This is a genomic window from Psychrobacter sp. SZ93C1 (assembly GCF_015864635.1).
GTDB classification, from domain to species: Bacteria; Pseudomonadota; Gammaproteobacteria; order Pseudomonadales; family Moraxellaceae; genus Psychrobacter; species Psychrobacter fozii.
Genome location: NZ_JADYWY010000013.1, coordinates 25,872 through 37,760 on the forward strand (window position 1 = coordinate 25,872; position 11,889 = coordinate 37,760).

12 protein-coding genes are annotated in these 11,889 nt (G+C 42.8%); 8 read left to right on the plus strand and 4 right to left on the minus strand.

The features are described 5' to 3' along the window. Positions 1–298: 298 nt before the first annotated feature. The 8 genes from I6E83_RS13950 to dcd all read left to right on the plus strand — a co-directional run bounded on the left by I6E83_RS13950 (position 299) and on the right by dcd (position 8,452). Positions 299–1,639 (plus strand): short-chain fatty acid transporter, encoded by a 1,341-nt coding sequence (locus I6E83_RS13950; protein ID WP_197102772.1) that lies wholly within the window; start codon positions 299–301, stop codon positions 1,637–1,639. 231 nt (positions 1,640–1,870) lie between these two features. Continuing rightward, a complete protein-coding gene (locus I6E83_RS13955; RefSeq protein WP_197102773.1) occupies positions 1,871–2,575 on the plus strand; it encodes a CoA transferase subunit A in 705 nt (234 codons plus the stop codon). Between the two features lie 167 nt (positions 2,576–2,742). Then, positions 2,743–3,372, plus strand: coding sequence for a 3-oxoacid CoA-transferase subunit B (locus I6E83_RS13960; protein WP_197102775.1), 630 nt, complete (start codon positions 2,743–2,745; stop codon positions 3,370–3,372). A 156-nt stretch (positions 3,373–3,528) separates the two neighbouring features. Next, positions 3,529–4,329 carry a 3-hydroxybutyrate dehydrogenase gene (locus tag I6E83_RS13965; protein ID WP_197102776.1) on the plus strand — a complete coding sequence of 267 codons (801 nt, stop codon included), beginning with the start codon at positions 3,529–3,531 and terminating at the stop codon, positions 4,327–4,329. A gap of 473 nt (positions 4,330–4,802) precedes the next feature. Beyond that, entirely contained in the window at positions 4,803–6,038 is a 1,236-nt protein-coding gene (gene apbC / locus I6E83_RS13970; RefSeq protein WP_197102777.1) for an iron-sulfur cluster carrier protein ApbC, read from the plus strand. Positions 6,039–6,102: 64 nt separating this feature from the next. Beyond that, positions 6,103–6,540: a hypothetical protein gene (locus I6E83_RS13975; protein WP_197102778.1), complete on the plus strand. Its 438-nt coding sequence runs from the start codon at positions 6,103–6,105 to the stop codon at positions 6,538–6,540. Positions 6,541–6,552: 12 nt separating this feature from the next. After that, complete coding sequence (locus I6E83_RS13980) at positions 6,553–7,722, plus strand: DUF2804 domain-containing protein (RefSeq protein ID WP_197102779.1); 1,170 nt, start codon at positions 6,553–6,555, stop codon at positions 7,720–7,722. Between the two features lie 154 nt (positions 7,723–7,876). Next, positions 7,877–8,452: a dCTP deaminase gene (dcd, locus tag I6E83_RS13985; RefSeq protein ID WP_010199897.1), complete on the plus strand. Its 576-nt coding sequence runs from the start codon at positions 7,877–7,879 to the stop codon at positions 8,450–8,452. Positions 8,453–8,556: 104 nt separating this feature from the next. Here dcd and I6E83_RS13990 read toward each other — a convergent pair whose 3' ends face one another. The 4 genes from I6E83_RS13990 to I6E83_RS14005 form a co-directional block, all read right to left on the minus strand. After that, positions 8,557–8,994, minus strand: a complete 438-nt coding sequence (locus tag I6E83_RS13990) for a ClpXP protease specificity-enhancing factor (RefSeq protein ID WP_197102783.1) — start codon at positions 8,992–8,994, stop codon at positions 8,557–8,559. A gap of 134 nt (positions 8,995–9,128) precedes the next feature. After that, positions 9,129–9,743 (minus strand): glutathione S-transferase N-terminal domain-containing protein, encoded by a 615-nt coding sequence (locus I6E83_RS13995; protein ID WP_197102785.1) that lies wholly within the window; start codon positions 9,741–9,743, stop codon positions 9,129–9,131. A gap of 208 nt (positions 9,744–9,951) precedes the next feature. Continuing rightward, on the minus strand, positions 9,952–10,665 hold the full coding sequence (locus I6E83_RS14000; protein WP_110922521.1) for a cytochrome c1: 714 nt from the start codon (positions 10,663–10,665) through the stop codon (positions 9,952–9,954). Next, complete coding sequence (locus I6E83_RS14005; protein WP_370463022.1) at positions 10,665–11,885, minus strand: cytochrome b; 1,221 nt, start codon at positions 11,883–11,885, stop codon at positions 10,665–10,667. The genes I6E83_RS14000 and I6E83_RS14005 overlap by 1 nt, the downstream gene beginning before the upstream one ends. Between the last annotated feature and the right edge of the window lie 4 nt (positions 11,886–11,889).

Consider the following 11,889-nt stretch of genomic DNA (forward strand, 5'->3'; position numbering starts at 1 on the left):
TAGACTCATGCGCTATCCATCATTAATATCTTACCGATCTATATACTGCACAGCGTTGACTCACATGCGCTGACTGTTATTTTCTAGTCGCTACGAAAATAATATGTTAAGTTAGCACAAGTGTTTCACGCATGATATAGCGATATAAAATGTATTGTTATGGATGACAATATAAAATACAATGTTTTCCATTTATTAGGTGCAGTAAACAGTAATTGCTCTCAAATATGATAATCGTTCAACATAGCTCTAACTATAATTTTTACAACCAAACATTAAATTTACAAGGAATGTGAATATGTTTAGTGCCATCACTAATATGAGCGTGCAGTTAGTCAATCGCTATCTACCATCCCCATTCGTATTTTCGATCGTTTTGACGCTCATTGCGTTTGCGGTGGGACTGGCTATTACTGGCCAAGATATGATTGCTATGGCAGGGCACTGGGGCAATGGGCTATGGTCATTACATAGCTTTGCCATGCAAATGGCATTGGTCCTAGTGACAGGCTACGCATTTGCCAGCGCACCATTCATTCAGCGTTTGTTAGACAACCTTGCCAGTAGAGTGCATTCTCCTACGACCGCTATTATCGTATCGACCTTGGTTGGTCTGGTCGGTTCATGGATAAACTGGGGGTTTGGTCTCATCATTGGGGCTATCTTTGCCAAAGCACTGGCAAAAAAGGTCGCTAATGTCGATTATCCGCTATTGGTCGCTGCTGCTTACTCAGGTTTCGTGATTTGGCATGGCGGTTTTTCAGGTTCGATACCACTGACGCTTAGCTCTGGCGGTGATACGCTGCTGACGCTATCAGGCAATACCATGACCGAAGCGGTACCTCTGTCACAGACGGTATTTGCAGGCTATAACTTGTTGCTAGTAGGTTTGCTCATCATTATTTTGCCACTCGTCAATCGCTTTATGCATCCCAAAAACCCTACGGTTATCGATCCTAAATTGATCAAACAAGAAGTGTATGTCGCACCTCAGAGAGACACGCCGGCACAAAAACTAGATGACAGCCGTATTATTGCTGTTATCCTATTGGCGTTGGCACTGATGTACTATATCAGCGAGTTTGGTAGTAACGGTTTTAACCTCGGGCTCAACATCGTCATTGGGCTGTTTTTGTTTATAGGGTTACTATCGCATGGCACGTTAGAGCGTTATTATCGAGCCGTGCACTCAGGGATAGGTGGCATCACAGGTATTGTGCTACTGTTTCCGTTCTATGGCGGTATCATGGGCATCATGACTGGTGCGAATGCTGATGGGATTTCTATCAGTACGCAAGTGACCGAATTTTTCGTCAATTCAGCTTCCGCAGACAGTTTCCCGATTTTTGCCTTTTTAAGTGCAGGTCTGGTCAATGTCTTTGTACCGTCAGGCGGTGGACAGTTTGCGGTACAGGGTCCTGTTATGATTCCTGCTGGCATTGAGCTGGGTGTGAATCCAGCCGTTACTGCGATGGCGATAGCATGGGGCGATGCGTGGACTAACATGATTCAGCCGTTTTGGGCCTTGCCATTGCTAGGTATCGCAGGTTTGGATGCACGAGCCATTATGGGCTACTGCCTGATCGTACTGGCGGTATCTGGTGCTATTATCATGAGTGTGTTCTGGCTGGTGGTATAGTCATTCCACTATAAAAGTATTAGATATACATCTACCCGCGGCAGCCTTGTACTATTTTTAAATTTAATCGAATCGACTATACAAGGCTATAACGCGCAAAAAAATAAGCATGATGAGTTTTCGCTGTTAGGTCTTATTAAAAGCAGCAATCAAACGGATAATTGAGACATTTAGTTCAGCAGTAGTTTATGCAAGGATTAAAAATATAAATGATAATCATAGGAGATAAGTATGAGTCAATCAAAGATATACAGTAGTGCTGAAGAGGCGCTAAAAGGCGTCGTGACTGATGGGCAAACGCTTGCTATTGGTGGCTTTGGTCTATGCGGTATTCCAGAATCGTTAATCGAAGCATTGCGTGATAGCAAGGTTAAGGGTCTAACCTGTATCAGTAATAACGCGGGCGTGGATGACTTTGGTCTTGGGCTGTTACTACAAACTCGCCAAATCAAAAAAATGATTTCGTCATATGTGGGCGAAAACAAAGAATTTGAGCGTCAGTATTTAGCTGGCGAGCTAGAGGTTGAGCTGACGCCACAAGGCACATTGGCTGAGAAATTACGCTCAGGCGGTGCTGGTATCCCTGCATTTTATACCGCAACAGGCGTAGGCACACTGGTCGCTGAAGGTAAAGAGACGCGTGATTTTGATGGTCGTACTTATGTGTTAGAGCATTCATTACGTGCTGATGTGGCATTAATTAAGGCGCAAAAGGCTGACAAAGCAGGTAATCTAATCTTTAACAAGACTGCTCGTAACTTTAACCCAGACTGTGCAATGGCAGGTAAAATCACAATTGTTGAAGTCGAAGAGATTGTAGAGACGGGTACATTTGATCCAGATGAAGTGCATCTACCAGGTATCTTTGTTCAGCGTATTGTGTTGAATAATAGCCCTGAAAAACGCATCGAAAAAACGACAATTAAAGCAGTGTAAGGTGCTTAAATAAAAACGTGGTCGAAGCTTAATCGTATGTGAAATTAATAGTCAGTTCTTATATTTATGACAGTTTAGATAGCTCATCGTTTAGATGAAGAACCGTTTAAGTAAAGAACTGCTTAGATGAAAAAAAATAGAATATCGTAAAAAATAAGGAATTTACCATGGCATGGACAAGAGAACAAATGGCGCAGCGTGCTGCACAGGAACTACAAGACGGCTATTACGTAAATTTAGGCATTGGTCTGCCAACGTTAGTCGCTAACTATATTCCTGAAGGCGTGGACGTGTGGTTACAATCAGAGAACGGTTTACTAGGTATTGGCGAGTTTCCAACAGCAGATAACGTTGATGCCGACTTGATTAATGCTGGCAAGCAAACGGTCACAGCAGCGCCAGGCTCCAGCTATTTTAGCAGCTCAGAGTCTTTTGCGATGATTCGCGGTGGCCATGTTAACTTGGCAATATTAGGCGCAATGGAAGTATCAGAAAATGGTGATTTGGCCAACTGGATGATTCCAAAAAAGATGGTCAAAGGCATGGGCGGTGCGATGGATTTGGTTGCAGGCGTACAGCGTGTGATTGTCCTAATGGAACAAGTTAATAAACACGGCGACCCGAAGATTCTAGCCAATTGCGAGCTACCATTGACAGGCAAAGGCGTGGTTGATCGTATCATCACCGAGCTTGCTGTATTAGACGTTACTGACAGCGGGTTAAAATTGGTTGAATTAGCAGACGGTGTTAGCTTTAAAGAGTTACAAGAAAAAACGCCAGTAAACATTATCCAGTAAACTTTGTACAGTAAGCTCTTTACTGTAATGTGACTTTCTTAACATCAATGAGCTTTATCCCTCAGATAAATACGCCACTATAATCATAGTGGCGTATTCATTCAGCTCTACTTTTATAAAAACTAACAATATTTTAGACCATGATAAGGAATATGTATGGCGACTCAATTACAACAAGATTTGACAGGCAAAGTAGCGTTAGTCACTGGCTCTGCAAGTGGTATCGGACGTGACATCGCTGAGACTTATGCAAAAGCAGGTGCAGCGGTTGGTATTGCAGATATTAACCTAGAAGCGGCACAGAAAACCGTTGATGCGATTGAAGCCGCTGGTGGCCGCGCACTGGCGATTGCCATGGATGTTACGTCAGAAGATGCAGTCAACGAAGGTGTACAGCAGCTAGTAGATACCTTTGGCGGTATTGATATTCTAGTCTCTAATGCTGGTATTCAGATCATTGACCCTATTGATAAAATGGCTTTCAGCGATTGGAAAAAAATGCTCAATATCCATTTGGACGGTGCATTTTTAACCACCAAAGCAGCGATTAAGCATATGTATAAAGGCGATAAAGGCGGCACGGTCATTTATATGGGCTCTGCTCATTCGCATGAGGCCTCATTATATAAAGCCCCTTATGTGACCGCTAAGCATGGATTATTAGGTCTGTGTCGTGTATTGGCTAAAGAAGGTGCCGAGCATAAAGTACGTTCGCATGTGATTTGTCCAGGCTTTGTTAAAACACCTTTGGTAGAAAAACAAATCCCAGAGCAAGCAGCTGAAAAGGGCATCAGTGAAGAGTCGGTTATTAACGATATCATGCTGGTAAACACGGTAGACAAAGAATTTACGACGGTAGAAGACATTGCGCAATTGGCGCTATTTTTAGCAGCATTCCCAACCAATGTATTTACGGGCCAGTCTATCGTGGCCAGTCATGGCTGGTTTATGAACTAACGACTATTCTACTGACGGAATAGCCACTAGTATTCTTCTAGATTCTTATCAGATCAGCATCTTTTTTTATGTCCATTAGAGCCAATTAGATTGGCTCTTTTTTATTGCTTTTTCCTGTCTGTTTTTTGACTAATGGTTGAGATAGTTTAAGAAATAGCAGGCAGCAAACTTGGCTCACAGTAGAACATATGTAGCAAAGCTCAGTCCTACTGGCGTTGTGGTTTTTTTATGCTTGTAATTCAGCTACACTATCAAGATAAAAGGTCTGGCTAAACGCTCATATATTATATAGTCAATCCTCTATAAATTGGATACGGTGTCAGGCTCGCTTAGTCTACTACTTGTAGCACTTTCACTCGCCTTCCTTGTATTCAAATTATATTCAACCGACTATGTGGTTTATCATATCTACTATGGTGTTGAACGAGCTGTTTTAGCATACCAACCCACTTGTATAGGCAGTAATGGTCGCTATGTTTAACTTTATGAAGAAAACTCCCACTAACAAACCAGAAACGCCAGAGCAGCGGGCAGCTCGAGATAGTGCTGTGGACAAGGTATTGCTTGGTTATGAAGTCGGTACGGTCAGTATTGCCACTATGGTAACGGGTCTTAATCGCGATGGTGATCAGCTCACTTTAGACTTGCGTCTACCGCAAGAGAGTAAGCCTGAAGCCATTCAGCAAGAACTGGGTCAATTACTGCATCCGCATGGTATTACGACGATTCATATGAATGTACGTCTACCAGCGCCAGAAAAAGGCTCAGGTTCAAGCTTACCAAAGAAAATGCCGAAGACGACCAATGCTATGGATAGTCAAAGCAAGCCTGTAGCCAATCCTGATGACAATAGTAATAATGATAACAATGCTGAACCACCGATTACTAAAGCGGCACCGACACAAGAATCGCTAGCAGCACATCCGCGTATTCGCCATATTATCGTAGTGGCATCAGGCAAGGGCGGTGTCGGCAAATCGACAACGACAGTCAATATTGCGTTGGCATTACAAAAGCTTGGCAATCGTGTGGGTGTGCTTGATGCTGACATTTATGGTCCTAGTATGCCTACGATGTTGGGCGTTGCCGATGTGAAGCCACAACTAGAGAACGAGCAATTCGTACCTGTTGATGCACATGGCATAGCGATGCTTTCAATTGGTAGCTTACTCGATGGCGACAACACGCCTGTCGCATGGCGCGGACCGAAAGCGACTGGTGCTTTGATGCAGCTTTATAATCAAACCAACTGGCCACAGTTAGATTATTTGGTGATTGATATGCCACCCGGTACTGGCGATATACAGCTAACATTGGCACAGCGCATTCCAGTCACTGGAGCCGTGATTGTGACGACACCGCAGCATGTTGCACTACTTGATGCTCAAAAAGGCATCGAGATGTTTAACAAAACCAATATCCCTGTGCTTGGTGTCGTTGAAAATATGGCGCTACACACTTGTAGTAACTGTAATCATACTGAAGCTATTTTTGGTACGGGTGGCGGCGAAAAAATCGCTGAACAGTATCAAGTGCCGCTGTTAGGGCAGCTCCCCCTTGCCAGTGGTATTCGTGCGCAAGTGGATAAAGGCGTGCCAAGCGTCTTGGCTAATGACGAGTTTGCGATTTATTATCTGAGTATCGCTACAAATATCGAAGCCAATATTAATAAATTTGCCAAACCTGTTGATGACAAGCGGATTTTTTGATGGTGGAGAAGTAGCTTAAGCTGGCAACTTTTAAAGTGAATGTATTGTCTAAAAAGAGGATATCTTGAACTTATCTATTTATCAAAGTCATTTAGACAATACTCCCAAGCAGTATAGAGTCCTACGATTATTTCGCCCACCGATATACATCATTGAACTCTCAAACAATCAGTTGAGTGCCGTTTGCTACTATAAAGATGGTAGTAGCAAACGCTATCAGATTAATGCTGACTTTAGCAATCGCCGAATGGTAATTGCCGATTTTAACAAATTAGCAAAGGCTCTCGCTGAGCTGTTAAAAAAGTTTCCAAGACACTTTTTATGGATGAGTGCGCTTGCATCAATCAATGTTACAGAAACACTAGCAGATGGATTAACCAATATTGAAGTTAAGGTGATAACTGAAGCGCTTTTTGTGGGTTCTGTACAGGCAAAAAGAAGAATTTTACATAGCACCGTTAGCTATCAAGGACAGATAGTACCTTTAGAAAAATTTGGCTAGGATGCCGATATCATGAATAAAAGCCACGACAAACCATATACTGCCGCCAACTTAAAACTGGCAAATCTCGAATATCTTATCCAAAATGGTCAGCCTACCTTTGGTGTTTTTTCTCAAGTAAAAAATATCAATTACTTAGACTATCATAGTCATCTCATTTCACAAAAATCCTTACCTAACTGGCGTAAAGAACTAAAAGCCAACCAGTTCTGCTTCATTCAGATACTCCATCCCCCTTATAGAGTGTGCCTCGCGCTCGCAACGATTAAGCTTGCGACTAGTGCTTTCGTTTACATTTATAATGAGGATACTCAGCAGCTGGAAGTCTGTGAGGCGCTACAGCCTTTGACGCATCATACGCACTTAGACGGTGATGGTTATCAAGGGCAGATGGCATTTACACATACAAAGCTCAGCGTCACCTTGGATTTTAGTCCTGCTCAGATGACTATTGCGCTCGACAGTCAGTATGTTGCAATCACGGCAGCGTTAGCACGAAGCGCACAACCGTTAGCCATATGTACGCCGACTGGTAAGCGTGGCTGGACGTTTACGCAAAAAGAGCCGTTGACCGCACTATCTGGGCATTTACTTATTAAAACCAAGTCAAAGTTTCATACTGATGCTCCTGACGCTCAACCTCAAAAAACAACTTTCACCGATGCCACTATTGCCAATCTAGATTGGACGCTCGGCTATATGCGTCATGAGACCAATTGGTTTTGGAGCTGTATCACTAGCTATTTGTCAGATGGCCGTCGCTTTTTGCTCAATCTGTCTATGGGTGTCAATGAGACAGGAGCCAGTGAAAATGCTTGCTGGCTTGATGGGCAGATATTCTATTTACCACCCGTTATGTTTGCTCGTGAGGGTTCAAATATTCGATCAAGTCAGCCAGACAGTCTTGAGCCAAGTGTAGAAAGTGTAGAAAGTGTAGAAAGTGATGCTAGCGCCACAAAGCCGTGGCGTATTTATCATCAAAATCTTGGGTGGAGCAATGTCGATATTGATTTAAGCTTTACACCGATTACCGTCTATAAAAAGACTGATAATTTTGGTGTGATAGCCAGTATCTTTGAGCAATGGATAGGTTTTTATAGTGGTGAAATTCGAATAAGAGATGAAGTCATTAGGCTTGATAATGTCATGGGGCTCGCAGAAGATCATTTTGCCAAATGGTAGCTTCTAAAACATAAGATGGGGATAAATGAGATTATTGGCTGTATTCAGTTTTAAGTAGCCGCTCCTCTATAAATTTTGCCATCAATTCCGTATAATCGTCGCTATCAAAATACTGTTATCATAACCGCTATTAAATATTTGCTAAGGAACAACAATGTCTATCAAGTCTGACCGCTGGATTCGTAAAATGGCCGAAGAGCATGGCATGATTGAGCCATTTGAAGCGGGTCAAGTACGCTTTAACGATGCTGGCGAGCGCTTGGTGAGCTATGGTACGTCAAGCTATGGTTATGACGTGCGCTGTGCCCCTGAGTTTAAAGTCTTTACCAACGTACATTCAGTCGTCGTTGATCCTAAAAACTTCGATGAAAAAAGTTTTATTGATATCGTTGGTGACGAGTGTATTATTCCACCAAACTCATTCGCGCTAGCACGTACCATGGAATATTTCCGTATTCCGCGTGATGTATTGACTATTTGCCTAGGTAAATCAACGTATGCGCGTTGCGGTATTATTGTCAACGTGACACCGCTGGAGCCAGAGTGGGAAGGGCATGTCACTTTAGAATTTAGTAATACCACCAATCTACCAGCCCGTATCTATGCTGGTGAAGGTGTGGCACAAATGCTATTTTTCCAAAGTGATGCTGATGATGTTTGCGAGACCAGTTATAAGGATCGCGGTGGTAAATACCAAGGTCAACGCGGTGTGACATTGCCACGGACGTAGTAATGTTAGCAATATAAGTGTCGAATCAGTTATAAAAAAGGCCAGTCATAATTAATATGACTGGCCTTTTTACGGTTTTAAACCTACTCACTTTGTTGAGTCAGTTATTTTAAGACTTTTAAACCTGCTTTATTATCACGTTTTGGCTTGGGCGCAGCAGTAGGGACTGTCTTAACCGTAATGTCTGAATCTTCTTCAGGTACGTAATTATCATATTCGTTAGGATCAAAGAACATACCCTGTGAGTTCTCTTTTGCATAGATACCTAACACTGCAGTCAGTGGCACCCAAATTTCTTGCGATACACCACCGAAGCGGGCACTGAAGTTAATATAGTCGTTCCCCATACTCATATTACCAGTTGCACGGCTCGCAATATTGAGCACGATACGACCATCTTGCACATGCTCTCTTGGAATCTGTACTTCTTCAGCAGTGGCATCAACCATTAGATACGGGGTAAGTGAATTGTCTTCTATCCACTGATACAGTGCGCGCACCATATAGGGACGTGTTGGGGTAATAGAGGTGGTTTCGCTCATTTGATGATTTCCTATACGAATTATTTTTAATAGTGAACAGATACTTCTTGGAGTAGCTTGTTCATTGAAAAAACCTAAATAAATATTACTTAACTTCTATTCTAGTAATTTTCTATTCTAAGCCAGCTGTCTAATCAACGCACACTTTTTTGAAAGCTATCGCGTTCAAAGACACGCTTTTGATAATCAAATAGTGGACGACTAATGGCACGAGGTAGTTCGATATGCATCTCTTCAAGTCGCCACAATAACGGTGCCAATAGTATGTCACACCAGCCAAATTCATCTGCCATAAAATAAGGCTTATGGGCAAACAAAGGTGACAAAGTAATCAGCGAATCACTCAGCTGTTTTTTAGCAACTGCTGCTTGTGCTTTATTAAAGCTATCTGGGTGTACGAGTAGGCGCTTGCCGAGTGAGAGCCAATCACGCTGAATACGCCACGCTAACTGTCTGAACTGTGCACGCTCCTGCGGTGTATCAGGCAGTAGTTTGTTTGTATGATAGCGTTCTTCGAGATACTCAAAGATAACATTGATCTCATAAAGCGCAATTTCTCGCTGCTGCAGGACAGGTAAAGTATGATAGGGGTTCAGCTCAGTCAAATCTTCAGGACGCTCAGAGTGTAAACGTGATAAATAGTAGGCGAGCTTTTTTTCTTCAAGTAATAGGCGTACCACATGACTGTCGTAGCCGTCATCAGCGTACAAAATCAGCTGACTACTTGGAATGTCGTTCGCATCAATCATGAAAGCCTAATGTTAATAGTAAAGACTATCATCGTAAACAAAGTTGCCCTGATTATCAAGGTAACGTACGTAAACATTGCTTGTGAGCGCTTTATTTGTCTACCTCTTTGGCGATAGTTCTATGATTTAATGGTTTATCAGAATAGAAAAAGGCACTACCGAAGTAGTGCCTAATGTCATGCTCGTTTTTTATGTTTCTACTACTATCTTATTTTACGTCTTTCCAGAATTCTTTGTTCAATAAGTAAACTGGGATGAGCAGTACTAATAAGAATAGAATCACAAAGAAACCAATCACTTGACGGTCATGACGAGCAGGTTCACCCATCCATGCCATAAAGTTCACTAGGTCACCAACTTCGCTCTCAAACTCTTCTGCACTCAATTTTTCTTGCATGTTATGCAAGACGTGAGGCATAGCCGCGTTTTTAAGCACTAGGTTATTAGCGCCCCAAGGACGATTTGGATCTTCATAAAATGACAGTAGGTAAGTATATACCCAGTCATCGCCGCGTAGTCTTGTCTCAAGTGACAAATCCGGAGGCGCAGCACCAAACCAAGATGCTTGAATATCAGGATCAATCTCAGCAGTGATATGGTCACCGATTTGATCGGTGGTGACCATCAGATACTTTTCAACAAGCTCAGGCGGTATCTCTAAATCTTTGGCAATGCGTGAATGACGAACATACTTGGCCGAGTGACACCCAGCACAGTAGTTCATAAAGATCTTAGCACCGTTTTGTAGTGAGCCCTTATTGGTAAAATCAATAGGAGCTGTACTACAAGCCAGATGTTCATCAACGCCATCGGCATTAGTGAACGTACCACAGCCACTACCTTCGGCCATTGCGGTACCAGCAGTCAAGGTTAATGCCGCGCCCAAGCCTAGACCAGCTAGGGATTTAATTAGCGTGTTCATTAGTGACCTCCGGTAACGCGTTCTGGTGGCTGTTTACACTTCTCAATAGCAGTGTAGAACGGCATCAATAAGAAGAATAAGAAATACAAGACCGTAAATATACGAGCCATTAATGTTGCTGTTGGGGTCGTTGGTGTTGCACCCAAGTAGCCTAGTACGACAAAGCTAATAGCGAATACTGTTAAAGCAATCTTAGACAATATGCCTTTATAGCGTATAGAACGTACTGGTGATCTATCAAGCCATGGTATCAAGAATAGTACGGCAATTGCAGCACCCATCGCGACCACACCACCTAACTTATCAGGAACCGCACGTAAAATAGCGTAGAACGGCGTGTAGTACCATACTGGTGCAATATGTGCTGGTGTTTTCAGTGAGTTCGCTGTCTCAAAGTTTGGTGGCTCAAGGAAGAAACCGCCGCCTTCTGGGAAGAAGAATACCACTGCAAAGAAGCAGATAAAGAACACAACAATACCAACCATGTCATGCACAGTGTAGTACGGATGGAATTCGATACCGTCTAATGGCACACCATTTTTATCTTTTAGCTTTTTAATGTCAATGCCATCAGGGTTGTTCGAACCCACGTGATGCAGTGCCACCAAATGCATAAATACTAAGCCTACCAGTACTAATGGAATAGCAACAACGTGTAGAGCAAAGAAACGGTTTAGCGTAATACCAGAGATAATATAATCACCACGTACCCATTCAGCAAGACCATCGCCGATCACAGGTAGGGCAGCAGGAAGGTTCAAAATAACCTGTGCACCCCAGAATGACATGTTACCCCAAGGTAGTAGATAACCAAAGAAGCCTTCTGCCATTAGCGCTAGGTAAATACCCATACCGATGAGCCAAATAAGCTCACGCGGTTTTTGGTATGAACCATATAGTAATGCGCGGAACATATGCAAATATACCACGACGAAGAACGCTGATGCGCCAGTCGAGTGCATATAACGAATGAGCCAACCGCCTTTTACATCACGCATGATGTATTCAACAGATGCAAACGCCCCTTCGGCACTTGGGTTATACATCATCGTCAGCCAAATACCAGTCACCAATTGGTTAACCAGTACAATCATTGACAATACGCCAAAGAAGTACCAAAAGTTAAAGTTCTTTGGTGCATAGTACTTTGACATATGGTATTCATAGGTTTCGGTCGCTGGGAAGCGAGCGTCCACCCAATGCATTAACTTTTTACCCATACTC

What these genes read in the sequence shown, in the direction of transcription:
- dcd (WP_010199897.1), top strand. Translation starts at nt 7,877, where the DNA reads ATGTCTATCAAGTCTGACCGCTGGATTCGTAAAATGGCCGAAGAGCAT.
- I6E83_RS13950 (WP_197102772.1), top strand. Translation starts at nt 299, where the DNA reads ATGTTTAGTGCCATCACTAATATGAGCGTGCAGTTAGTCAATCGCTAT.
- I6E83_RS13980 (WP_197102779.1), top strand. Translation starts at nt 6,553, where the DNA reads ATGAATAAAAGCCACGACAAACCATATACTGCCGCCAACTTAAAACTG.
- I6E83_RS14005 (WP_370463022.1), bottom strand. Translation starts at nt 11,885, where the DNA reads ATGGGTAAAAAGTTAATGCATTGGGTGGACGCTCGCTTCCCAGCGACC.
- I6E83_RS13965 (WP_197102776.1), top strand. Translation starts at nt 3,529, where the DNA reads ATGGCGACTCAATTACAACAAGATTTGACAGGCAAAGTAGCGTTAGTC.
- I6E83_RS13960 (WP_197102775.1), top strand. Translation starts at nt 2,743, where the DNA reads ATGGCATGGACAAGAGAACAAATGGCGCAGCGTGCTGCACAGGAACTA.
- I6E83_RS13990 (WP_197102783.1), bottom strand. Translation starts at nt 8,994, where the DNA reads ATGAGCGAAACCACCTCTATTACCCCAACACGTCCCTATATGGTGCGC.
- apbC (WP_197102777.1), top strand. Translation starts at nt 4,803, where the DNA reads ATGTTTAACTTTATGAAGAAAACTCCCACTAACAAACCAGAAACGCCA.
- I6E83_RS13955 (WP_197102773.1), top strand. Translation starts at nt 1,871, where the DNA reads ATGAGTCAATCAAAGATATACAGTAGTGCTGAAGAGGCGCTAAAAGGC.
- I6E83_RS13995 (WP_197102785.1), bottom strand. Translation starts at nt 9,743, where the DNA reads ATGATTGATGCGAACGACATTCCAAGTAGTCAGCTGATTTTGTACGCT.
- I6E83_RS14000 (WP_110922521.1), bottom strand. Translation starts at nt 10,665, where the DNA reads ATGAACACGCTAATTAAATCCCTAGCTGGTCTAGGCTTGGGCGCGGCA.